Origin of the sequence: Methanosarcina soligelidi (assembly GCF_000744315.1) — an archaeon.
In the GTDB taxonomy this organism is placed as follows: domain Archaea; phylum Halobacteriota; class Methanosarcinia; order Methanosarcinales; family Methanosarcinaceae; genus Methanosarcina; species Methanosarcina mazei.
This window is the reverse complement of sequence record NZ_JQLR01000001.1, coordinates 2,019,632-2,044,842: the sequence shown is the minus strand read 5'-3', so window position 1 is coordinate 2,044,842 and position 25,211 is coordinate 2,019,632. Positions and strand designations below refer to the sequence as shown.

General features: G+C 42.3%; 12 protein-coding genes and 2 pseudogenes. 11 read left to right on the top strand and 3 right to left on the bottom strand.

The genetic code is table 11. The features are described from left to right. Window positions 1-20 precede the first annotated feature (20 nt). Both M886_RS08955 and M886_RS08950 read right to left on the bottom strand, forming a co-directional pair. The gene (locus M886_RS08955; protein WP_048036929.1) at window positions 21-878 is read right to left on the bottom strand and encodes a YoaK family protein; all 858 of its coding nucleotides are present in this window, start codon (window positions 876-878) and stop codon (window positions 21-23) included. Window positions 879-1,424: 546 nt separating this feature from the next. Beyond that, a complete protein-coding gene (locus M886_RS08950) occupies window positions 1,425-2,468 on the bottom strand; it encodes a Vms1/Ankzf1 family peptidyl-tRNA hydrolase (protein ID WP_048051696.1) in 1,044 nt (347 codons plus the stop codon). Window positions 2,469-2,831: 363 nt separating this feature from the next. Here M886_RS08950 and M886_RS18290 point away from each other — a divergent pair, with 363 nt between their 5' ends. The 9 genes from M886_RS18290 (at window position 2,832) to M886_RS08905 (ending at window position 18,756) form a co-directional block, all read left to right on the top strand. Next, a complete protein-coding gene (locus M886_RS18290) occupies window positions 2,832-3,053 on the top strand; it encodes a hypothetical protein (protein ID WP_048043761.1) in 222 nt (73 codons plus the stop codon). A gap of 590 nt (window positions 3,054-3,643) precedes the next feature. After that, window positions 3,644-4,957 (top strand): bifunctional phosphopantothenoylcysteine decarboxylase/phosphopantothenate--cysteine ligase CoaBC, encoded by a 1,314-nt coding sequence (coaBC, locus tag M886_RS08940; RefSeq protein ID WP_080927512.1) that lies wholly within the window; start codon window positions 3,644-3,646, stop codon window positions 4,955-4,957. Between the two features lie 178 nt (window positions 4,958-5,135). Further along, window positions 5,136-6,038 (top strand): pantoate kinase, encoded by a 903-nt coding sequence (locus M886_RS08935; protein ID WP_048037228.1) that lies wholly within the window; start codon window positions 5,136-5,138, stop codon window positions 6,036-6,038. 428 nt (window positions 6,039-6,466) lie between these two features. Continuing rightward, on the top strand, window positions 6,467-7,228 hold the full coding sequence (locus M886_RS08930; protein WP_011034208.1) for a 4-phosphopantoate--beta-alanine ligase: 762 nt from the start codon (window positions 6,467-6,469) through the stop codon (window positions 7,226-7,228). A gap of 30 nt (window positions 7,229-7,258) precedes the next feature. After that, window positions 7,259-7,912, top strand: coding sequence for an HD domain-containing protein (locus M886_RS08925; RefSeq protein ID WP_011034207.1), 654 nt, complete (start codon window positions 7,259-7,261; stop codon window positions 7,910-7,912). Between the two features lie 561 nt (window positions 7,913-8,473). Further along, on the top strand, window positions 8,474-9,772 hold the full coding sequence (locus M886_RS08920) for an amidohydrolase family protein (protein WP_048037226.1): 1,299 nt from the start codon (window positions 8,474-8,476) through the stop codon (window positions 9,770-9,772). A gap of 288 nt (window positions 9,773-10,060) precedes the next feature. Then, window positions 10,061-11,296 (top strand): adenosylhomocysteinase, encoded by a 1,236-nt coding sequence (locus tag M886_RS08915; protein WP_048051046.1) that lies wholly within the window; start codon window positions 10,061-10,063, stop codon window positions 11,294-11,296. A gap of 708 nt (window positions 11,297-12,004) precedes the next feature. Beyond that, window positions 12,005-15,784: a PAS domain S-box protein gene (locus tag M886_RS17475; RefSeq protein ID WP_053228881.1), complete on the top strand. Its 3,780-nt coding sequence runs from the start codon at window positions 12,005-12,007 to the stop codon at window positions 15,782-15,784. Between the two features lie 536 nt (window positions 15,785-16,320). Beyond that, window positions 16,321-18,756, top strand: a complete 2,436-nt coding sequence (locus tag M886_RS08905) for a PAS domain S-box protein (protein WP_048051694.1) — start codon at window positions 16,321-16,323, stop codon at window positions 18,754-18,756. Window positions 18,757-18,763: 7 nt separating this feature from the next. Here M886_RS08905 and M886_RS08900 read toward each other — a convergent pair. Then, window positions 18,764-20,197, bottom strand: a pseudogene (locus tag M886_RS08900) (IS66-like element ISMma14 family transposase). A gap of 87 nt (window positions 20,198-20,284) precedes the next feature. Between M886_RS08900 and M886_RS08890 the strand changes: the two are divergent. Further along, window positions 20,285-21,160: pseudogene (locus M886_RS08890) on the top strand (sensor histidine kinase); the annotation flags it as partial. A 520-nt stretch (window positions 21,161-21,680) separates the two neighbouring features. Then, window positions 21,681-25,196 carry a PAS domain S-box protein gene (locus M886_RS08885; RefSeq protein WP_084685063.1) on the top strand — a complete coding sequence of 1,172 codons (3,516 nt, stop codon included), beginning with the start codon at window positions 21,681-21,683 and terminating at the stop codon, window positions 25,194-25,196. The last annotated feature ends 15 nt before the right edge of the window (window positions 25,197-25,211 follow it).

Here is a 25,211-nt window from a genome sequence, read left to right as displayed (position 1 = left end):
CGCAGAAATCGTTTTGTCAATTATTCACTTAATCTTTTATTAATAATACCTGAATCTTTTTTGTTAATAATACCTGAATCTTTTTTGTTAATAGTACCGGAATCCTTTTTGTTAATAGTATCGGAATCCTTTTTGTCAATGATCCCTGAATCTTTATACTCAAATAACAGGTTCTTATTCTCATTTTCGTCCGCACTGAACAAAATTACAGAGCAAATTAGCACAATTACAGCAATCCACACTGCTTTAACGCCAATAACCGATGTAAGTAACCCTCCCGAGATAGCTCCTGCCAGGAACGAGAGGTTAATCGTAGAGAACCGGAAGGCTTGCAAAGCCGATTCACTGTCTTTTTTTGTGACAGCAGTATAAACTTCCTGTGTAGCTGACCTTAAGTTTCCGGTAATCATAGTTGTGTTATACGTGGAACCGGCAAGTTTACGGAATGAAGAAACCTGGACTGCTGAGACAAATGAGATTGCAACAGTCACAATGATGTTCGGGCTTGTATAGGGTATAAAACCTATGATAAAGAGGACTGCAATTTCAAGAATTAAAACTGCCTTTCCGGCATCCTGTACGAACAGGCGCATTGAAGGTTTTTTAATTATCTCGGCAGTTATTACTCCGAGAATGAATGCCAGAACAGGAACTGCATGAAGCATTGCTCTTCCCCATTCTCCTGTTGCAGCTTCTATGCCCATAAGCACGACGTTTCCGGTCTGGGCATTGGCGAAAACACCGCCTCTCCCCACAAATGTATAAGCGTCCAGGAATCCTCCCACAATTGCAAGGAGTATTCCAAGCTCTACAGATTCTGGGGTAAAACTATGTAAACGTGTTTTTCTTTCATTTTTTAATGTTTGAATTTTTTTCATTATGAATTCAAAATTCCTGTATAATACCTCCCTAAAAACCACATTAATATAACTCTATATTATAAAAAGATACCTGATGAATTCTTTTTCGATGAGGGAGCTTTTCTCTGGCGTTTTTGGGAACTTTAGAGTAGTTACAGCTTCGCAGGGAAAAAACGTAAGCATACGCAAGTTAAATGCGTGTATGTACGAACATATGCAAGTATAATGAGTTCGAAAACAGAGTCAAAAAGAGAAACAAAACAAGATTCATCCTCTGTAATTAAGGAGGTTTTTTAAATATTATTGTCAGGTGTGGAGCAGAATAAGTCCCTTATTGGTTTACAGGATTGCCGTAATTATAATTGGCGAAAGTGTAATTGGCGAAAGTGTAATTGGCGAAAGTGTAATTGGCGAAAGTGTAATTGGCGAAAGTGTAATTGGCGTAATTATAATATTCAATAATAGATGTGAACTTCTCTGCTTCCATATTTTTCAGCTTTTTACATATGTTTATCAGAATCTACAGCAAATTTTTCAGTATTTTACAGTAAATATCTCCCAGTTTCATAGCAGATACCTTCTGGAGCTCAAAACCGTTCTGAGAATCTCCTCTCCACCCGTTTTTTCAACCTTAATATCAGCCGGCTTCTCAATAATCTCAGGGCTCAGAGGCAGGCGCTTCTCAGCTTCCCTTATAAGTGGAGTATCCCCGTTCAAAACAACGAAATCTACAGGGGAATTTTCTTCGAGTACTTTGTCCAGAGCCTCAAAGACTTTGTCCATGTGGTGGGCAATATCTTCTTCCCTGAGGCGTTCGAAACGGCGCTGGGAGAAACCCCCTTTGCTGTGTTTTTCTTTGACGCTGCTTTTGATGAATTCCTCCGTATCAAAAACACGGGCATCAGGAGCAAAGCCTATGAAAGACTCGCCTGCATGCAGGACAAGTACAAGCATGCGGCAGGAGGTATCCAGGTTTTCCTCAAGCGGAGCGGTCTCAAAGCTGTCCTTGATGTACCAGACAGCAGAGGAGACAGGGAAAGGAGGGACTATGGCTTCCGAGATCATGCTGTGCAGGTCGTAAAAAAAGACCATGCCTGTCTCAGTGTTGAGCCTGTCAAGAAGAGAGCAGGTTTCTTCTTCGACCAGCTCAAGAGTTTTTTCAGGAACTATAGCTAAAAGGCGAGTTCCGGCGGGCAGATATACAGTTAATAGATCCTCAGAAGGGGAACGGAAAGAACTGAGTTTTGAAAGGTAAGCCTGAACGGCAGAAGGGCTCAGGTTTTCAACCCCGCGGAACTCGAGCCTGTTCTGTGATTCGGTACGCATTTTTTCAAGTTCATGCGAAAGGGTCTGAGTCCTTACACGTTCCTGGTTCAAGCGGGATTCAGCTTCCTGTCTATCCGCAACTGCCTGTCTTGCAAGTGCTTCTTTTCTTTCAAGCTGGTTTTTTGTATTCTGCAAGCCCAGTTCGAGTTCGGCTACTCTTGAAGAAAGCCTCTCAACCTCCGTTTCCAGCCTGCCCTTTCCGGAGATTTTTCCTATAATGGTGCCCAGACCTTTTTTCCCGTCTGCGGCAACTTCTGTTTTTGAAGCCTTTTTGTCGGTCATCTGCCTACCTGCCTTATTCATAAAGTCTCATACTAACCTGAAAATTCCAGAAAGTAATTTGACTGTATAATATTAGCAATACCTTATTAAACATGCGAACCACAACCGCGAGATAAGACAGTTATGGATTTCAGAAAATGATTTCCAGTTTTGGGATCGGTTCAATATTTGTTGAGGCAGCTCTATCGGCAACTCTATCAGGTCATAAATGACAAAAATTTATTAAGATACTATCGAACTCATGAAATTGTCCGTCCAAATAACTATACCCGAAACCTGGCATCCCTTTACTTTGTCGCACGAAGCAAGAAACTTAGTCCTACAATTGGCATCACAGCAAACCAGTAAAGGAAATAAATCGCTATGAGACCGTTACTAAAAGATGCTTCGTGCGGGGACCTTGATGAAAGTTCCCAGATTGCAAAGAAAAGGGAAAATATAGAGATAATACTCGCTATAGATGAAACTGCAAGATATGCTTTCATCGAGTACGGATGTCCATGCAAAGATAAAAAGACCAGTAAAGAGAACGGGGACAGTAACGCCAGAAGTGTTATCACGACGGGAGTTACAAGATACCTGTAGCCATTCAGAAATTCTTCACCGCTAACTTTCCAAAAACTTATTATAACCAGTAAAAATAGAGAAATACAAAACGGGATTGCCAGATACCATCCGGGAAGTACTTTCCTTCCTTCTAATAAGAAAAGTACAGAACCAAAAAAAGAGATGAAGCTCATTAATTCTAAAAGGACATCTTCATCGGTACCGGGAAGCAAGTAAAATCCATTTGATAGAATTCCAACCACAAACATAAAGATAACAGACATCAATGTCATCGCAATTTTTATCCTGATAAAATCAACTCCTATAAGATAAAAAATCGGATGAAAAGTTATAGTGACTGTTCCCCCAATATAGAATACCAATATGAATATAAAACTATTAATTACTTATAATTATTACAAGTTCAATTATACAAAATAGGAAAGTACGAATACTAATAAAATCAGACGCAAAATAATCACTCATACAAGAACCCGTCATTCAATTCATATCTTTATATTTCGAAAGTTTTAAGAATATCATATTTAATGTCACTGTGATTTCAGGATTTTTTCAAAAAAGCGAGATCATTTCCATAATTAATTCTTATTGATTATTTCGGTGCCTGAATGAAAAAACCATTGAAAGAGTCTAAAAATGAGAAGGATCAAACGAATCCTGACCAGCAAAACCCTTCCCGGAGTAAAGCTGAAAAAATCCATCCTACCCTCTGGATTCAGGGGCACAGGAGTTCCTCTCTTGCCGGAAAAACCATAGTCCTTGGCGTTACAGGAAGCATAGGAGCGATCAGGGTAGTTGAACTTTCAAGGGAACTGATCCGGAACGAGGCAGAAGTCCATGCAGTCATGACAGAGGCTGCAAAGCATATCCTGCACCCTGATGCCCTGCATTATGCCACGGGAAACCCTGTAATTACCGAACTGGGCGGCAGGGTTGAGCATGTGGAGTTCTGCGGGTTCAAGGGCAGGGCAGACCTTCTTTTAATAGCGCCGGCAACCGCGAATACCATAGGGAAAATCGCATACGGCATAGATGATACCACAGTCACCTCTTTTGCGACAACGGCTCTCGGTTCAGATGTCCCTGTCATGATTGTCCCTGCAATGCACGAGTCCATGTACAGGCACCCTGCCGTAACTGAAAATATAGCGAGGCTGAAGAGCTGGGGGATCTCCATGGTGGGCCCCAGGTTCGAGGAAGGCGTTGCAAAAATCGCTTCAAACGAAGAAATAGTCCTCGAGGTAGAAAGGGCTCTTGGTGACCGTAGCCTGGAAAACCTGAAGGTAATTATTACAGGCGGCTCAACTGCAGAAAGCCTTGACCCGATAAGGGTCCTTACAAACAGGGCTTCGGGAAAGACCGGCAGGGAGCTCGCCCTTGAAGCTTACCGCAGAGGCGCTGATGTAACCCTTGTGCATAGGGACAGGCTGGGGTTTGCTGGCATCAGGGAGATTTTTGCAGAAAGTGCTGCTGAAATGACAGAAGCTGTGCTTTCGGAACTGGAAAAAGGGTATGATGTCCTGATAAGTTCTGCAGCGATTGCAGACTACACAGCAGAACCTTCTCCTGAGAAAATCAAATCCGGAGGGGAGTTTATTCTGAAGCTGAAGCCCACCCGGAAATTGATAAAGGAATGCAGGGAAAAATATCCCGAACTCGTGATAATAGGTTTTAAAGCCGAAACAGGCATCGAAAAAGAAGAGCTTCTAAGAAGGGCAGCTGCAACCCTTGAAGGGACAGAACTCGACATGATCGCAGCAAACGATGTAGGAAAAGGCGGAATGGGTACTGAAGAAAATGAACTTTACCTGCTTGGGAAGGGAAAATCCGGGCCCAGGCACGTAAGTGGAAACAAGCGTAAACTTGCAGCCAGTATCCTTGAGGAGGTTTCCGAAATTTTAAATTCACGGCAGGTTCTCTGAGAGCCTTGTCGCCCTCTGGAAATAAAGACAAAATGAAACCGGAGCCGGTAGAGTGGTCAATCTGCTATATCGGCTAGTTATGCAAACAGACCTGCGCAATATTTTACAAAACAGGAACTTCAATAAAGCAAAAATTGACTTTGAAAAATAGCTTAAACAATAAAAAAAGGCGTTTTCTATGTATACATACGAGAGTGAAGGGGCAGACTTTTTCGCAAAAGCATATGCTCCAGGGCATATCACAGGTTTTTTTCAGATCCATGAGCATAACGACCCCCACCGCAAAGGATCTACAGGCTGCGGAATTGTCCTCAACGGAGGAGTTACGACCGAAGTAAAGGTCGGGAAATCCGTGGAAAATACCGAGATATTCCTCAATGGAAAAAAAGTTGAAGGCAAAACCACCCGCACGGTTGTGGAAATGATGACAGATGAGCCTGTAAGGGTGAAAAGCTGGGCAGAAATCCCTGTAGGGTGCGGGTTCGGAGCATCCGGGGCAGGAGCTCTCGGGGCAGCTTACGCTCTTAACAGGGCACTTTCCTTGAACAGGACTGTAAACGGCCTGACAGAATACTCTCACGTAGCTGAAGTTGTCAACCGCAGCGGACTTGGGGATGTTGCTGCCCAGTCCAGCGGCGGAGTGGTAATCAGGCTGCATCCCGGAGGACCACAGTTTGGAAGCGTGGACAGGATTCCTGCCCCTGAAGCAAGGGTTTTCTGTATTGTACTTGGAGAGATTTCTACGGATTCTGTTCTGGCAGACGAGACTGCTGCAGGAAAAATCAATGCCGCAGGCAAAGCTGCAATGCTCGAGCTGCTTAAAACCCCGACTCTTGAAAACTTTATGCATCAAGCGAAAAATTTTGCCAGCAGCACAGGACTTATGAGCAGCACGGCACAGGACGTTATTGAGGCTGCATATGCAAATGGGGGGCTGGCTTCTCAGGCAATGCTCGGGGATACTGTCTTTGCAGTCGCCCCTTACAGCCAGGAGTTTCCCCTTTACGAAGCCCTTCAGGAGTTTGGCCAGGTTCTGGAATACGGCATCAGCACCTGTATACCCAGATTACTCTATGACTGAGTTTCAGATAGAGATTCAGACCTTAACTCCTTATAAATTATATATGCTGTATCCGGAATATATGCTGTATCCGGAATATATGCTGTATCCGGAATATATGCTGTATCCGGACAGAGCCTTTCAGGGAACAAAAAAGACATAAAAGATACAAAAATAGACATCAAAAATGGAAAAATTACGGAGAATAAAAATCCGATTTTTGGAAATAACGTGTCTGGAAAACTGAAACCTGTAAGAGGTTCCGGAGAATGCTTTTGAGGCAAAAAAATTAACGGAAAGGTCTTTGCTGAAGAAAACACCCAGAACTTAAATATTATTGAAATTAAAGAGTACTGAACCGCATAAAATGCCCTTAGATCAGGGCAAAGCCCTTAAAATTCCAGATAGCAGGAATGAAAGTAACACAAGTATAAAGGTAAGCGACCTACATGACAGATATACCGCACGACCACCCGAGGTACGAATCCCTGCTCGCCCGTGAAAAAGTTGCAGCAGGGGTAAAAATGGGAATTACAAGTATCCAGGGACTTATTGCCCAGGGTAGAGGCGAGAGTTTTGATTACCTTATTGGTGAAAGAAGCACAGAGTCCGCCCTGTATGCAGAGAGGGCTGCAGTTGCTGCGCTTCTCCTCGCTGAGAATCCGGTAATTTCAGTAAATGGTAATGTTGCAGCCCTGGCACCTGATAAAGTAGTTACCCTTGCAGATATCACCGGAGCCAGGATTGAAGTAAACCTTTTCCACAGGACTGACACACGGGTACATCTCATAATAGAACAGCTGAAAGCAAGCGGGGCTGCTGAGGTGCTTGGAAAGAACCCGGATGCGAGCCTTGAACTCTCACACGACAGAAGGCTTGTGAGCAGCAAAGGGATCTATACCGCAGATGTCGTGCTCGTCCCCCTGGAAGACGGAGACCGCTGCGAGAAGCTTGTAGAGATGGGAAAGACTGTGATAACAATCGACCTGAACCCTCTTTCACGGACCTCGAAAACAGCCACGATATCTATTGTTGACAACCTTACGCGAGCCCTTGGAAATATGGCAAAATTCGCGCAGGAAATGAAAAAGGAAAGGAAAGAAGAGCTTGTGAAGCTGATAACCACCTATGATAATAAAAGGACCCTTTCCGAAGCGATTTCCGAAATCCAGGAACACCTCAAGACCATGGCCGCAGAAACAGGGTACTGAAAGCCAATAATTATCCAGAAAAGGCAACATATGAACCTTATAGAAAAAACGAGGGAATTTGCAGCTACTTTTCATGAAGGAGAGCCCAGTTCCCACGATATGTCCCACATAAACCGCGTAGAAGCCCTCTGCATGGAAATCCAGAAAGAAGAGGGAGGAGACCTTCTCATTTTAAGTCTCGCCGCCCTTCTGCATGACGTTGGGGTTATCAAAGAACATGAAGAGGGGGGAGACCATGCTCTCTACAGTTCTGAGATAGCCATCGAGTTCCTGTCGAGGGCAGGCGTTGAAATGAAAACTATTGAAGCTGTGGCATACTGTATCCAGACTCACAGATTCAGCGGGGGGAAACGCCCGGAAACAGTAGAAGCCAGGATCCTGCAGGATGCAGACAGGCTTGATGCCCTCGGCGCGATTGGGATTTTCAGGTCTATCCTGTCAATGGGAGCTCTCAGGATGCTGAAGCACACAACAGGGCTTGACAAAGGGAGTTCAAAAAAGACTGTATATATAGAGGATCCTGTTGAAGGTTTTAATGAATACATGCGCTACAAGCCTTTTACAATCCCCGAAAGGTTGAATACAGTCACGGCAAAGAGGATTGCAGGAGAAAGGCTGAAGATAATGCACATTTATCTTGAAGCTCTGAACCTTGAAGCTGGAAACGGCAAACATAAACCTTAAAAATAACCTTTTAAGCCCAAGAATTTAAATCCAAATTTTTGAACCCAAGCATTTGAATCAAACTTTTGAATCCAGGCATTTAAATCCAAACTTTTGAATATGAAAGTCTAAATCAGAAACCTCGCTGAAGTAAAGAGCCTGTGGAAACGAGTTTAAAAACATTAAATATGGTTTTTTTTGGAAATAATGATGGCTTTTCACTTTCCAGACTATTTCAGGTCGAGAGCTCAGGCAAAAATGTTTTATAAAGACTCGGCACTTTATAATGAAAATTCTAAGAAAATTTTCGGGTATTCTAAAAAGTGCATGAGGATTTTCAGGACAACTTTTTTTATGATAACCTCATAAACTCGTGTTCATCATCTGACAGGTTCAGTTTACAGTTCAGTTTAGTAGATAAAGTTCAATTAAAGGCGGTTCAACAAAAGCGAAGTTAGCAAAATTTCAGTTCAATTAAAGGCGGTCTAATAAAAGCGAAGTTAACAAAGTTGCAATTCAAAAAGGCAGTTCAATAAAGGCGCAGTCAACAGAGTTGAAATTCAAACCTCAGGATATGATGATATGGCTGACATAATAATAAAAAATGCTTATGTTTTAACAATGGACCCGGACGCAGGAGATATAAAAAAAGGGACTGTTGTTATTGAAGATGGAAAAATCACGGAAATAGGAGTGAAAACAAAAGAAAGTGCCGATACCGTGATTGACGCAAAAGGCTCTGTAGTGATGCCGGGGCTTGTAAATACGCATACCCATGCAGCAATGACCCTCTTCCGGGGTTATGCCGACGACCTTCAGCTTGCAGAATGGCTCGAGAAGCATATCTGGCCTGCAGAAGCCCAGCTTACGGCAGAAGATGTTTACAGAGGAAGCCTGCTCGCGTGCCTTGAAATGATCAGATCCGGGACGACCTCATTTGCAGATATGTACTTCTTTATGGACGAGACTGCAAAGGCTGTAGAGGCATCCGGACTCAGGGCTTCGCTTTCTCACGGTCTAATCGAACTCTGGAACGAAGAAAAAGGGGAAAATGACCTGAAAGAAGGAAAACGCTTTGTACGCGCCTGGCAGGGAGCAGCGAAAGGCAGGATAAAAACAATGTACGGCCCTCATGCTCCGAATACCTGTTCTGATGAGTTTCTTGCAAAGGTGAAGGAGGCAGCCAGACAGGACGGAGCGGGGCTTCACATTCATGTCCTGGAAACCGAAGCCGAACTCCTGGCAATGAAAGAAAGGTACGGGAAATGCTCGGTACATATGCTCGATGATATCGGGTTTTTCGGTCCAGACGTGCTTGCCGCCCACTGTGTGTGGCTTTCTGACGGGGATATAGAGGTCTTAAGGGAAAAAGGGGTAAATGTGTCCCATAATCCCATAAGCAATATGAAACTGGCTTCCGGAACCGCTCCCGTGTATAAGATGCTCGAAAGAGGAGTAAATGTCAGCCTCGGGACTGACGGCTGTGCCTCAAACAACAACCTTGACCTGTTTGAAGAAATGAAAACTGCTGCCCTTCTCCACAAACTGAGCACATGCAACCCCACTGCCCTTCCTGCCCGCCAGGTGCTGCAGATGGCAACCGTTAATGGAGCAAAGGCTCTTGGAACGGAAACCGGCATGTTGAAGACCGGAATGAAGGCAGACATGATCATAGTTGACATGAAAAAACCGCACCTCACTCCCTGTTTTGACGTGCCATCCCATCTTGTGTACTCTGCAGGAGGAAGCGATGTCAGGACAACAATCGTGGACGGAAAAATCCTTATGCAGGACTACAGAGTTATGGTGCTGGACGAGCAGAAAGTCATCGAAGAAGCCCAAAAAGCCGCAGAAGAGCTGGTAGCAAGGGTAAATTCCTGAAAACAATCCGGCATGAAAATCGTCCGGGGTATAATGCATAATGCATGATACATAATAATACAGGAAAAGTGAATATTGACAGAATTACAGAAAAAGTAAGTATTGACGGAAATACGGGAAAAGTAAATATTGACGGCAGGATTTAATTACCGGTCTACATAAAGTTTCAGCAGCCTGAGTTACAGGTGTAATTGCAGAGTAACCGATATAAGCCATATTCGGTCATTTCATTCAAAAATTCTATCTACTTCATTCTATCAATCATTTATCCAGTATAACGGGATCACCATGACAGAAAAAGAACTCATAGAATCCGGAAACATGAAAATGGAATGGGCAAGAAACCACATGCCCGTTCTTGCAATCATCAGAGAAAAGTTTGAGAAAGAAAAACCCCTCAAAGGGCTCAAAGTAGGAATGGCACTGCACGTGGAGGCGAAAACCGCAGTCCTTGTCGAGACTCTCGCTGCTGGAGGTGCACAGGTAGCAATTTCAGGTTGCAACCCCCTGAGCACACAGGATGATGTGGCAGCTGCTTTAGATACTCGAGAAAACATAAACTGTTTTGCTAAGTACGGGTGCTGCACGGGAGAATATTACGAAGCAATTGACAGAGTCCTTGATATTGAGCCTGACATCACAATCGACGATGGTGCAGACCTGATTTTTAAGCTTCACAAAGAAAGGCAGGAAATGCTTCCGAAAATTCTCGGAGGCTGCGAAGAGACCACCACAGGGGTACACAGGCTTCATGCCATGGAAAAAGACGGCGCACTCAAGATGCCGGTAATAGCAGTAAACGATGCCATGACCAAGTACCTTTTTGACAACCGCTACGGGACAGGCCAGTCAGCATGGGACGGTATAAACCGTACTACAAACCTGCTTGTTGCAGGCAAGAATGTTGTTGTTGCAGGCTACGGCTGGTGCGGGCGCGGGGTTGCAATGCGGGCTACAGGTCTTGGAGCAAGCGTAATCGTCACTGAAATAGACCCCATAAGAGCCCTTGAAGCCAGAATGGACGGGCACAGGGTTATGAAAATGTCAGAGGCTGCAAAAATCGGAGACCTCTTTGTCACTGCAACAGGAAACCGCGATATCCTCACAGCCGACCACTTTAAGGTAATGAAAGACGGGGCAATTTTAGCAAACTCAGGCCACTTCAATGTGGAAATCGACATGGAAGCCCTTGAATCTCTTGCAAAATCCACCAGGACTGCTAGGCACAATATCAAGGAATACGACATTGGCAACAGGCGCATTAATGTGATTGCAGAAGGAAGACTCGTAAACCTGGCTGCGGGCGACGGGCACCCTGCCGAGGTTATGGATATGAGTTTTGCAAACCAGGCTCTCTGTGTTCGTTATATTGCAGAAAATAAGCTTTCGAACGGAGTCCATGGGGTCCCAAGGGAACTTGATACCTATGTGGCAAAATTGAAGCTTGAGTCTATGGGCATAACCACCGATGAGCTCACTTCCAAACAGGAATGCTACATGAGCGGCTGGGAGTGCGGGACGTAATTTGAAATAAGCCACAGAAGATTATTTCAGTAATTTTAAAATATTGATTCACAGGTGCAATGAATGCAGGCAGTTCTCCATCTTCAGAAATGCAGTACATTCATTGCATTTGATTCTGTGCCCATTAGATAAAAATATTGAGAGTTTTTATTATTTATACGGAAAAGGACTCGGGTTTCCCGAGTTTAGAGTATATATTTACTGAGTTTAAAGGGTATATTTACTGAGTTTAAAGGGTATATTTACTGAGTTTAGAGGATATATTTACTGAAGTTAGACGGACATATTATCAAAACTGTACTCATTCGGGGTCTGCTGCGTTTAATTTTAGAACCTTGATTTCTTCAAAACATCCATTAACTATTTTAGGATTAAAATACGGGCTTCTTTTAAGGGAATAACTGGACTTTACGTAAAAGTCACTGCATAAAGTCACTGCATAATAAGATAGCTGACCAGGGTGCTACCAGATATTTATTTTTTTAAACTAATAAAATATATATAACCATACTGAGTTTTTTTATATCTTGAAAATATCTTATAAATAGAACTATGTTGCTTTAAAAATCAACCCTCGGGATGAAGAAACTTAACGGGGAACAGGTTCGTTATAACTTTTTTAAATGGGGAAGGAAAAACACGAAAAACTGAAAGCCTGCTAGAAAACAGGATGAAATTAATTCTGACAACCGGAGAAAGGGGTAGGAAATGGATGAAAAACTAAGGACTTCTGGAGTTCAGGTTATCGGAGATATTGCCTGGGGCACACATTTCTGCCAGTTCTACCGGACGCAGGAAGAACTGGTGAATGTAGTATGTCCTTATTTGAAAGCCGGACTGGAAGGTAACGAACTTTGCATATGGGCTTTGCCGCGAGATTTTGAAACGAAAAAAGAAGCAGAAGAACCTCTAAGAAGAACTATTCCCAAACTTGATATTTATCTGGAAAAAGGACAGATGGAAATAATTTCTTACAAAGACCGGTATGCAGAAAAAGAGATTCCTGACTCAAAAAAAGCCCTGGAAAACTTGATTAAAAAAGCAGATTATGCTTTGCTTAATGGCTATAGTGGTCTGAGACTGGTTCAGGACACTTCATGGCTGAAAAATGACTGGAAGAACCTCACCGGTTATGAAGAAGAACTGGACATTGCCATTGAAAACCGACGCATAACAGCTCTTTGTACTTATTCCTCCGGCAAATTTGACACCGATGAAGCTATATACGCGGCTTTGAGCCATCGATTTGTTCTGGTTAAAAAGGAAGGGAACTGGGAAAAAGTTGAAAACCCCAGGCTTAAAAAGGCGGAAGAGAGAGTTATCCAGCCCTCAGAGGAAGTAGAAACCAAAACAGAGGAAGAAAACGAGAACCTGAAGAAATTACTTGAAGAAAGGACAGTAGAGCTTACAGAAGCTTACAAGTCACTGAAAGTAAATGAAAAGCAATTTCTTCAAATCCGGAAAATGACTCATATCGGAAACTGGAAATGGGATATTTTGACCGGGGAATTACACTGGTCTGATGAAGTTTACAGGATTTTCGGACGTGACCCTGAGAGGTTCAAAGCAACCTGTGATGCCTTTTTAGGCTCCGTGCACCCTGATGACCGGGAATATTTGATTAATTCCATTAAGAAGGATTTTGATGAGCAGATCCGGAATATTGATTATCGGATAGTCCTGCCTGACGGAGAAGAACGCCCAGTCCGTACACGGGTAGAAATCACTTTTGATGAGGAAAACCAGCCTGTACGAGCCGAAGGGATAGTTCAGGATATTACGGAACTTAAAAGAATAGAAAAAGCTCTGCAAGAACGGGAAGAGCAGTACAGGGCTTTCTTCGAGAACAGCATGGATGCCGTTCTTTTCGCATCACCAGACGGGACTATCCATGCAGCCAATAAAGCCGCCTGTAAGACATTCGGAATGACCGAGGAAGAGATAATCAGGGCTGGAAGAAATGGAATAGTGGATCAATCTGATCCAAGGCTCAAACCTTCCCTTGAAGAGAGAGACAGAAAAGGCAGGTTTAAAGGTGAAATCAATCACAAACGGAAAGATGGCACGATTTTTCCAGGGGAAGTATCTACTGCGCTCTTCAAAGACAAAAACGGTCTTATGAAAATAGTTATAATTATCAGGGACATTACCGAACGCAAGAAGGTAGAAGAGGTTCTTCGGAAGAGTGAAGAACATTACCGAATGCTATTTACAAATATGACAGAAGCTTTCTTCCTTGGAGAAATTATCCTTGACAGGGATGGTAAGCCCTATGATTATCGCTTCCTTGAGGTAAATCCAGCCTTTGAATTCCATGCAGGAGTAAAGGGAGAAAAGGTCCTGGGCAGGTCTCATCTGGAAGTATTCCAAAAAGCGGACCCGACAGTTATCGAAAAATACGGACAGGTGGCTTCTTCAGGCAAACCAGCTCATTTTGAATTTTTTACACATTTAACTAACAGGTTTCTCGATATTTATGCTTTCAGCCCTGAGAAAGGAAAGTTCGCAGCGATCTTCAGGGATATTACAGGGAGGAAGAAGATAGAAGAGAAAACTCGCCAGCGGGCAGAAGAGATGGAGACATTGATGGAAGTCGCGCCTGTTGCCATCTGGATTGGCCATGACCCGCAATGCAATAACATAACAGGCAACAGGATGGCAAATGAGTTATATGAATCTGAAGTCGGAGAAAATGTCTCTGTGAATTCCAATCCTGTGCGGCGTTTCTTCAAGAATGGCCATGAACTGACTGTAGATGAGTTGCCAATCCAGAAAGCCGCCCTTAAAGATATCAATGTGCGTGACGAAGAGATAGATGTACTGCTGCCGAGCGGAGAATTGAGGACTCTTCTGGGATCAGCCAGCCCGTTACATGATGCAGAAGGCAATGTGCGCGGAAGTATTTCCGCATCTATAGATATTACTCAGAGAAAAAAAGTAGAAACCGAACTGACAAAAACCCTTGACAATTTAGAAAGCCTGATTAAAGGCCGCACAGCAGAACTTGAGAAAGCTTACAGTTCTCTGAAGGAGAGCGAAAAAAAACTTGCCGAAGCTCAGAAGATGGCCCATATTGGGAACTGGGACTGGGATCTTGTAACTAACAAAATTTACGCATCTGATGAGATGTGTCGAATTTTTGGACTTGACCCCCAGGAATTCGATGCAAGTTACGAGGCATTCTTAAATTACGTGCATCCGGCCGACCGAGACCATATAAATGCAATCTATAGGGCTGTATTAGACGGAAAAGAACTTGTTGGTATGGATTATAGAATAGTCTCAGCTAATGGGCAGGAGCGCGTGGTCCACGGTCAGGGTGAAGTTACATTTGACAGGGAAAATATTCCGGTCAGAATTAGAGGGACAGTCCAGGATATCACTGAACGTAAAAGAACAGAAAAAGCGCTTGAGTTAAGCGAAGAAAGATATCGCATAATAGCCGAACAGACAGGGCAGCTTGTGTACGACTACAATGTTGAGGAAGACACCGCTGACTGGGCAGGAAATATAGAAGAAATTACAGGATATACACCAGATAAGTTCAGAAACATGAACCTGCAGTCCTTAATATCCCTTATTCATCCCGAAGACGAGAAAAAATTTCTGGAAAAATATGAAAGATTTCGGACTTATGGAGGTACTTACAGGTCAGAGTATCGCTTTAAAATAGAAAATGGGGAGTATATTTATGTTGAAGATCAGGGAGTCGGCCTGAAAGATGCAAAAGGTGAGATAAAAAGAATTCTTGGTACAATTAAGGACATTACTGAAAGAAAAAAGGCAGAAAAATCCTTTGCAAATATCGAGGCCGCACGCAAAAGGGAAATTCATCACCGCATTAAAAATAATCTTCAGGTCATCTCGTCTTTGCTTGACCTTCAGGCTGAAAAATTCAAAAACAAAAAAAATACTGGAGATGCTGACGTTCTCGCAGCCTTAAAGGAAAGCCAGAATAGAGTAATGTCTATTGCTTTGATCCATGAAAAATTGCACGAGAGTAAAGGAACCGATAAACTGGATTTTTCTCCCTACCTTATGAAACTTGTTGAGAGCCTTTTCCAGACTTATAAAATTGGAAATAAAGATCTCAGCCTGGACATGGATCTTGAAGAGAATATTTTCTTTAATATTGATATTGCAGTTCCTCTAGGGCTAATAGTCAACGAAATTGTTTCGAACTCTCTAAAATATGCATTCAGGGATAGAGATAGAGGAACGATCAGGATTAAACTCTGCAGGGAAGAGAATGAGAAACCTGAACACCAAAAACATGAAAACAGTAAAGGAGACCGTATCAGCAGCATCAATAATTTTATTTTAGCAATCTCGGACAATGGTTCAGGCCTGCCTGAGGAGTTAAACGTGGAAAATGCAAGTACACTTGGGCTTCAAATCATAAATATCCTGGTAGAGCAGCTGGACGGAAAAATCGAGTTAAGCAGGAGTTCTGGAACTGAATTTACTATAAGGTTCCCGGTAGCATAAAGAGGATATTGAGGATAAGAAAAACGGACTTATTTTCAAAAATGTGATACGAAAAGCTGGAAACTCAGGGCCTGGTTTTGAGAAAAAGCAAAAGAGACAGCTCCAAATAATTTTAAACTTCTGAACAAATAAGGTGGTAAGAGGCATGAAGAGGTAAATAGGACTCTATTTCCATTCATAGAAAAGTGAGAATATTTACCCGCTTTAATTACAAAACAAGATAAAAAAATAATTAGTTACTAATACCCGAATAGCATTTTTTATAAACTGGAGTTTTCATTAAGAAAAACATAAGCCTGTGATTCATATTGGGAGAGCATTTACAATTCTGTTTTCTTTCGCAAATATCCAGATCAAGCATGAAGGTCAAATTACCTTATTTTGAGGAAATCTAAAACTTCTAAATCTAAGACTTCTTTTACTGAAAAGGGATTTACATAAAATTATAAAACCGGGTAAAATCTGAGAACTGGCCAGACTCTTATAAAAAGAGTGTTGCAAAGGTGGTGCAGGGATGAGCCAGGAGAAGGTATGGGATGAAAGGACAATTGAGAAAATCTGGAATTGATGCAATTGGGGATATCCCATGGGGGACTCACTTCTGCCAGTTTTACCAGACAAAAGAAGATTTGATAGAGATAGTTGTTCCTTATTTGAAAGCAGGTCTGGAAAACAACGAGCTTTGCCTGTGGGTTACTTCAGACATTCCGGGTGTGGAAGATGCGAAGGAAGCCCTGAAAAAGAGTGTTCCTCATATTGATACATATCTGAACAGGGAACAGGTTGAGATCATTCCGGAAACTCTTTTTTATCTGGAAAAGGGTGCTTTCGACCAGAAGAAAGCACTGAATATCGGGACTGAAAAGTTTCTCCGCGCCGCAGAAGAAGGATACTGTGGCTTGAGAACTATTGGAAACCTTTCCTGGCTGAAAAAAACAGATTGGGATAATTTCGCTGATTACGAAGAAAAAGTAGATAGTGCTATTGGTAACTGCAGGATAATATCGATGTGTGCTTATTCTCTTGATAAATGCAATGCAACCGATATTATCGATGTTGTTGCCAACCACCAATTTACCCTGATTAAAAGGGAAGGAAACTGGGAGCGGATAGAAAGTCCCAGACGCAGGAAAGCAGAAGAAACAGCTGTTCAGGCCACAAAGAACTGGGAGTATACATTTGATGCTGTCCCTGACCTTATAGCCATACTTGACACGGAATACAGGATTGTCCGTGCTAACAGGGCAATGGCTGCAAGACTGGGCATAACACCGGAAGAGTGTGTGGGTTTAACCTGTTACCGTGTTATCCACGGGACGGACGAGCCTCCTTCTTTTTGTCCTTACAGGCAACTGCTTAAGGACGGAATTGAGCACACAGAAGAAGTCCGTGAAGATTCCCTAGGTGGCGATTTTATATTGAGCGTCCTGCCTCTTCACGATTCAAAAGGAAAAATTATAGGGTGCACTCATTTTGCCCGTGACATAAACGAAAGAAAGAGATTGGAAGAGCAAACCCGTCAGCGGGCAGAAGAGATGGAAACAGTAATGGAAATCGCGCCTGTTGCAATCTGGATAGGCCACGACCCGCAGTGCCATAACATAACAGGCAACAGGATGGCAAATGAGTATTTTGAGTCCCGATCAGGAGAGAACGTCTCACCGAAAGTAACATCATTAAGGCGTATTTTCTGTAAGGGCAGCGAACTGGCTGTAGACGAATTGCCCATGCAAAAAGCTGCCTTAAAAGGTACCGAAGTGCGCAACGAAGAGATAGACGTGTTATTGCCCAGCAGGGAATGGAGAGTATTACTTGGATCAGCAAGTCCTCTGCACGATGCCAGAGGTAATGTGCGCGGCAGTGTAAGCGCTTTCATTGACATAACCGAGCGCAAGAAGGCAGAAGAGGCGCTTCGCAGGAGCGAAGAAAAGTACCGCAACCTCATAGAGACAGCAAATGAAGGGATATGGATACTTGAATGGGTACCTGATACTGGAGCCAGGACCATTTATGTTAATAAAAAAATGGCAGAGATGTTAGGTTGCAGCCGGGAAGAAATGATTGGAAAATCTGTGAGGGATTTTACCGACGAAGAGGGTAAAGCTATTTTCGAGCTAAATATGAAAAGGAGGGAGCAGGGAATCAATGAGAGCCACGAATTCAAACTGCTGCGTAAAGACGGCTCACCTTTATGGGCCCTTGTAAATTCCAAATCCCTTTTTGATGAAACTGGCAAATTCACGGGTTCCATAAGCATGCTCACCGACATTACCGGGCGGAGAGAAGCGGAAACTAAACTCAAAGAAACACTGGAGAACCTGGAAAAGCTGGTTGAAGATCGTACATTAGAGCTGGAAAAGGCTTATAAATCGTTAAAAGAAAGCGAAACACGGCTTTCCGAAGCTCAAAGAATAGCTCATATAGGAAACTGGGACTGGGACCTTCTAACCTGTGAAATTTACTGGTCCGAGGAAATGAGCCGTATTTTCGGGCGTGATCCTCAGAAATCAGGCGCAAGTTATAGCGAATTTTTGGATTACATACATCCTGATGACCGGGACTATGTGAAAAATGCCATGAAAAGAGCGATAAAAGGAGAGCTTCTTGCGATAGACTACAGCATCCTTCTGGAAGATGGGGAAGAGAGCACAGTACATATGCGGGCACAGGCTGTTTTTAATGAGAAAAATATCCCCATTAAAATAAAAGGAACGGTTCAGGACATTACTGAGCGCAAAAAAGCTGAAAAAGCTCTTGAGTTAAGTGAGGAGAGGTACCGGATAATAACCGAGCAGACAGGGCAGTTAGTATATGATTATAACATTGAGAAAGATATTGCTGATGTAGCGGGAAATATTGAAGAGCTTACAGGATTCACTTCTGAAGAACTGGGAAATATTAACCTGAAATTGTGGACTTCCCGCATCCACCCAGAAGATCTGAACAGGTTCCTGGAAAATCATAAAAAATAGTAACTGCTCAGAGTATAGTTAACGGCGCTCCTATGAGCGCCGCACGAATACCCTCTAAAACAGGTAAACCGTTCTTTTTTCCTGTAGAAATGTACGCCCTAATTCTGCAGAAAGCTTGCGCTCCCATTGCTTTTCTGAAAGTTCCCGATATTTTCTGCTGTAGTTTCATCATCCTGATATCTCTTTCTGCCTGATTATTATCAAATGGAACTTTCAAATCTGTCAGGAATCTCAGAATCTTTTCTTTGTGTTCTATAAACCTATCCAGCAGATTCCTTGATTTTGTTTTTGGATTTTTACCGCGTTTTCCCTGTTTTTCAGGATTTAGAGAATGCGGATTTTCTTCAAGCGCTCTAATGATAATTGCATCAAACCTTTCTTCCAATGCTTTAATTTGCTCAAAATCAGGTTCTCTTAATTGCTCTTTACACTCATCAGTGTATTTCTTCATCTCAGTGAGCAGTTCATTCATCTCTTTAGCCCATGTCTGTTTATAGTTCTCTTCAATTCCTGTAAGTTCTCTCTGTAAATGAGCGTTACACAGAGCATGATCACAATCATAAACGTTGTAAGGTTTCCATCCATCATGAACTGCTACTCCCTTAAACTTCGGAAGAATTCCCATAGCATCTATTGCTTCTGCTCCTCTTTTTGTATGAGCAAAATAACATGTGTATTTTTCATTAGAAGCTACATGAAGCCAGTGTCTTTTTCCTTCAATCTTCATACCAGTTTCATCAAAATTGATTACAGGCGAGGCTAATAACTTCTCTCTAATAACGTTTTCAAATTCCTCTAAATTCTGGAAACATTCTCTTTCTGCTCTAATTATCGTAGCAGGACAGATTTTTATTCCCATAATGTCTTCAAATAACTCAGAAATTCTATCATAAGGAACAAACTGGTAATTTTTACAGTAAATAGCTGAAGCTAAAATATTAGGGCCATACTGAACCGGATATTTCACTGATTCGGGAAAAACGGCTTTATTCAACTTTCCACAACAAGGACAGGTTTTAATCTGACTTTTATGTTCTGTAACAATTAGATTTACGGGAGGAATGTCAAAGACCTGTCTTCTCTCATAAGCTTCAACTTCAACATTCTCAAGGGTAGATCCGCATTCTTTGCAGCAGGTCAAAGAATGTTCTATTACCTACTCAGGATGATCAACCATATCAAGAGTCGTGCCTGGATGACCTTCCTGACCTCCAGGTTTCTTCCCGCTTGGTTTACGCAGACTCTTGGGATTAGGTTTCTCTTTGACAAAATAATCAGTAGAAGGAGGTCGACTGCTGTTACGACTGTTTTGATTTAAACGAGATTCTAAGGCTACAAGTCTTTCAGTGAGTTCTTTAACTTGAGATTCTAAACTCTCAATGTAAGCTACAATAATTTCAGGATTTGAAGCACAGTAAGAAAGAATCTCATCACGTTTCATAAAGCTAAAAAGGAATCATTTTATATCCAATTTTTCCTCGGAACGAGGAAAAATGTGTAGCCTCGTTAAGGCTACCTGAATAGTTACAAAAAATATTTAGAACTGGATAGAAAATCTTACAGAATAGAATACCGTTTCAGAAAAAAGAACGGAGAATATATTTACCTTGAAGAGAACTGGGTCTCTCAGGGTGATAGTAAAAGCAGTGTGAACAGAGTACTTGGGGTAATTAAAAATATTACTGAAAGAAAACAGGCAGAGAAAATCCTTGCAAACATAGAAACCGCACGCAAAAAAGAGATCCATCACAGGATAAAGAATAACCTTCAGGTGATTTCTTCCCTTCTTGACCTCCAGGCTGAAAAGTTCAGAGCCAGAGAACATTTTAAGGATCTGGAAGTCCTTAACGCTTTTCGGGAAAGCCAGGACAGAGTGATATCCATTGCCCTGATTCACGAAGAGCTTCACGAAGGCAAGGGAAAAGATACATTGAATTTTTCCCCGTACCTCCACAGACTTGTTGAAAACCTTTTCCAGACCTATACCCTTGGAAATGCGGATATCAGTTTAAACATGGATCTTGAAGAAAATATTTTCTTTGATATGGATACCGCAGTCCCGCTGGGACTTATTGTGAACGAACTTGTTTCAAACTCCCTCAAATATGCATTCCAGGGACGGGATAAAGGAATAATCAAGATCAGGCTGAACAGGGGAGAAAATGGAAAAACTGTAAGCAGCAAGCATGAAAACAGGAAAGAAGGATACGGGAGTACAAATTTTATTTTAACGGTTTCGGACAATGGAGTTGGCATTTCCGAAGGCTTCAGTATGGAAGACTCTGATACGCTTGGCACACAGCTCGTAACAGCTCTTGTGGACCAGCTTGACGGCAAAATCGATTTGAAGAAGGATTCCGGAACCGAATTCATCATAAGGTTCTCAATACCAGAGAAAAAATGAGAAGTCCTCTGAGCTAGGAGATCCTTTCAGAATGATTATTTTATATATATCTCCATGTGCCGAACCGGTGAAGGAAAAAGAACTTCAGAATTACACCTTAACAGGAATGCTGTATGGGATGATGAAGTTCGGGACAGGACATGGAGAGGAAACGAAAGAGTTTGTCCCCATATATTTTAAACTCTTGAATTTATTGCTGTAGGAAAAATGATTCCATTTTCACTATGGAAAAGTGAGGATATTTAACTGCTTTAATTACAAGACAAAATAAAAAAATAATTAATTACTAATACCTATAATAACATTTTTACAATCGGGGAATTTGTATTAGAGGGCACTTAAAACGAGAATTCATAATGGGATGACATTTTAATTCTTATTTCTTTCACGAAATATTAAAATCACAGATAGCACTACATTATTTTTGGAGATATAACTCTTGGAGATATAACTCTTGGAGATATAACTCTTGGAAATATAACTCTTGTAATGATGGAACAGGCCCGGAGAAGGGGATGGGATGAAAGGACAAAACAGGGAGTCTGGAATTGATGCAATTGGGGATATCCCATGGGGGACTCATTTCTGCCAGTTTTACCAGACAAAAGAAGATTTGATAGAGATATTTATTCCTTATTTTAAAGCGGGACTCGAAAACAATGAATTATGCCTCTGGATTACTTCAGAACCTCTGGGCATAGAAGAAGCAAAAAAATTCCTGAAAAAAGCGGTTCCTGATATTGAGATTTATCTTGAGAAAGGACAGATAGAGATTATTCCGGAAACCTTTTTTTATCTGGAAAATGGTGCTTTTGACTCTTCCAGGGCTTTAAATAAAGGGACTGAAGGGTTCAATCGTGCCATAAATAATGGATATTGCGGTTTGAGGTCAGGCGGAAATATTTCCTGGCTGAAAAAAACAGATTGGGACAATTTCACTGGTTACGAAGAAAAAATAGATAGTGCCATTGGTAACTGCAGGATAATATCGATGTGTGCTTATTCTCTCGATAATTGCAATGCAACCGATATTATCGATGTTGTTGCTAACCACCAGTTTACGTTAATTAAAAAAGGAAGAAGATGGGAGAAGATAGAGAGTCCAAAACGCAAAAAAGCAGAAGAAGCAGTTATTCAGGCCACAAAGAACTGGGAGTATACATTTGATTCTGTCCCGGACCTTATAGCCATAATTGATACCGAGTACAGGATTATCCGGGCAAACAGGGCAATGGCAGCAAGGCTCGGCATGGAAGCGAAAGAATGTACAGGCCTGACCTGTTATCGCGCTATCCATGGGACAGACGGACCTCCCTCTTTTTGCCCTCACAGGCAACTGATTAAAGATGGACTTGAACATACCGCAGAGGTTTTTGAAGACTTTTTAAAAGGTTATTTTTTAGTAAGTGTGTCTCCACTCCATGATTTAGGAGGAAAACTCATTGGGAGCGTTCATGTTGCCCGTGATATAAATGAACGCAAAAAGGCTGAGGATGCACTTCGCCGGAGTGAGCAACACGCCAGGCTAAAGCTTGAGAAAATTCTCTCGCCTGTAAATGACACATACGACTTTGAGCTTTCTGAGATTATAGACGTCCCGGTAATTCAATCGCTTATGGATGATTTTTATAAGCTTACTTCCTTCCCTGCAGGTCTGAACGATCTCAAAGGCAATGTTCTGGCATGTGTCGGATGGCAGGAGATCTGCACCAGATTCCACAGGGTTCACCCCGAAACATGCAGGCACTGCATAGAAAGCGACATGGAGCTGTCCAGGGGCCCTACTCCGGGAAAATACAGGATGTACAAATGCAAGAACAACCTGTGGGATGTGGTAACTCCTATCATGGTGGCAGGTCAGCAGGTCGGCAGTATCTTTTCAGGGCAATTTTTCTTTGAAGATGAGTCTCTGGACTACGAGTTCTTCCGATCTCAAGCCCGGAAATACGGCTTCGATGAGGATGAATACATATCAGCGCTTGAAAAAGTTCCGAGGTTAAGCAGGGAGACTGTTGACGCAGGTATGGCTTTTTTGATGGGGTTCGCCAATATACTCTCACAGTTGAGCTACGGCAATCTCAAACTGGCACAGTCCCTTGCGGAGCGCGATTCTCTGGTTGCTGCTCTGCAGGAAAGCGATGAGCGGTTTCGCTCAGTTCTAGAGAACTCTCTCGATTCTGCATATCGCATGGATTTCCAGAATAACCACTTCGATTATATGAGCCCTGTGATAGAGCAGATTACAGGCTTCTCTGTCAGGGAAATAAATGCAATGACCATCAATAATGGTCTTATGAACCGAATTCACTCCGATGATCGTCCTCTTGTCGATCAGGAAAGTGCTCAATCGTTAGTTGAGGGTTTTGGGGCACAAGAGTACCGTTTCAAATGCAAGGACGGAAAATACCGCTGGTTAGCCGATCATTTCTCGATCATTAAGGATAAAACCGGCACGACTCGTTTTAGAGCAGGTATTGTCCGCGATATCACCGAAAAAAAGCAGGCTGAAGAAGCCCTTATAAGAAGTGAGAACAACTTCCGTACACTGGCGGAAAATTCCCCGGACATAATTTCCCGCTTTGATAGACAGAACCGCCACATCTATGTTAACCCTGCTGCTGAGGAACCTTATGGGCGCCCTCCGGAAGAAATCATCGGGAAAACTCACAGTGAGCTTGGCATGGATCCTGAAAAGGTAAAGTTCTGGGAAAGCCACCACGAAAAAGTTTTTGCCACTGGAAAGCCCGAATCAATGGAATTCGGGTATATATCATCTCAGGGAAAGGAATACTACTTTAATACACAGGTAGTACCAGAGTTTATTGATGGCAAAGTAACCTCTATCCTTGTAATTTCCCATAACATTACGGATATAAAAGAAGCAGAATCCCGGTTGAAAAATACCCTGGGGAATCTGGAAAATCTGGTAAAAGAGCGCACAGTAGAACTTGAAAAAGCATATGTATTATTGAAAGAAAGAGGAGAGAGTCTTGCTGAAGCTCAAAATATGGCTCACATAGGTAACTGGGAATGGGACATTGTGGCTGATAAAGCGTACTGGTCCGAAGAGATGTATCGAATTTTCAAACGTGATCCTCAAAAATTAGCACCATCTCTAGATGAATATTTAAACTATATTCATCCCGACGACCTTGACTACTACTGTAAAGTCAATGATTATACAAGAAATATACGTACTTCTGGACTTGATTTTAGAATTGTTTTAGCTAATGGGGAAGAACGTACACTCCACATAAAATCAGATTTTATATATAAGGATGAAAATCTCCCTGTTCGAGTAAAAGGAATAGTTCAGGATATTACCGAGCGTAAAAAGGCTGAAAAAGCCTTTGTAAACCTTGAGATTGCCCGCAAAAAAGAAATTCACCACAGGATCAAGAATAACCTGCAGGTAATTTCTTCCTTGCTCGACCTCCAGGCTGAAAAGTTCAGAGACAGGAAATACGTTGAGAATACGGAAGTTCTGAACGCTTTTCGGGAAAGCCAGGACAGAGTGATATCTATTGCCCTTATTCACGAAGAGCTTCATGAAGGCAGGGGAAAAGATACATTGAATTTTTCCCCGTACCTCCAGAGACTCGTTAAGAATCTATTTCATACTTACACCCTTGGAAATGCGGATATCAGTTTAAACATGGATCTGGAAGAAGATACGTTCTTTGACATGGATACTGCCATCCCTCTGGGGTTGATTATCAATGAGCTTATTTCTAACGCTCTCAAACACGCATTTCCAGAGAGAAAAGGAGAAATTAAAATTAAACTTTACAGGGAATTAAATGGGAAATATAATACAGGAGCTGAAAGCAAAAACGAAGATCGTAAAGGCACCATCTTCATTTTGAAAGTTTCAGATAACGGAACAGGCCTTCCTGAAAACCTTGATCTGGAAAATCCTGAAACTCTTGGTATGCAGCTGATTACTGCCCTTGTAGACCAGATGGACGGGGAACTTGGAGTAAACGGGGATTGTGGAACGGAGTTCCGCATAAAATTTGCAATAAAAGAAAAGTAAGAAGACCGATCAGTT

Excerpts from the sequence above, each read along its gene's own strand:
- M886_RS08915 (WP_048051046.1), top strand. The coding sequence starts at position 10,061 with ATGACAGAAAAAGAACTCATAGAATCCGGAAACATGAAAATGGAATGG.
- M886_RS08930 (WP_011034208.1), top strand. The coding sequence starts at position 6,467 with ATGACAGATATACCGCACGACCACCCGAGGTACGAATCCCTGCTCGCC.
- M886_RS08905 (WP_048051694.1), top strand. The coding sequence starts at position 16,321 with ATGAAAGGACAATTGAGAAAATCTGGAATTGATGCAATTGGGGATATC.
- coaBC (WP_080927512.1), top strand. The coding sequence starts at position 3,644 with ATGAAAAAACCATTGAAAGAGTCTAAAAATGAGAAGGATCAAACGAAT.
- M886_RS17475 (WP_053228881.1), top strand. The coding sequence starts at position 12,005 with ATGGATGAAAAACTAAGGACTTCTGGAGTTCAGGTTATCGGAGATATT.
- M886_RS18290 (WP_048043761.1), top strand. The coding sequence starts at position 2,832 with ATGAGACCGTTACTAAAAGATGCTTCGTGCGGGGACCTTGATGAAAGT.
- M886_RS08950 (WP_048051696.1), bottom strand. The coding sequence starts at position 2,468 with ATGACCGACAAAAAGGCTTCAAAAACAGAAGTTGCCGCAGACGGGAAA.
- M886_RS08885 (WP_084685063.1), top strand. The coding sequence starts at position 21,681 with ATGAAAGGACAAAACAGGGAGTCTGGAATTGATGCAATTGGGGATATC.
- M886_RS08935 (WP_048037228.1), top strand. The coding sequence starts at position 5,136 with ATGTATACATACGAGAGTGAAGGGGCAGACTTTTTCGCAAAAGCATAT.
- M886_RS08955 (WP_048036929.1), bottom strand. The coding sequence starts at position 878 with ATGAAAAAAATTCAAACATTAAAAAATGAAAGAAAAACACGTTTACAT.
- M886_RS08920 (WP_048037226.1), top strand. The coding sequence starts at position 8,474 with ATGGCTGACATAATAATAAAAAATGCTTATGTTTTAACAATGGACCCG.
- M886_RS08925 (WP_011034207.1), top strand. The coding sequence starts at position 7,259 with ATGAACCTTATAGAAAAAACGAGGGAATTTGCAGCTACTTTTCATGAA.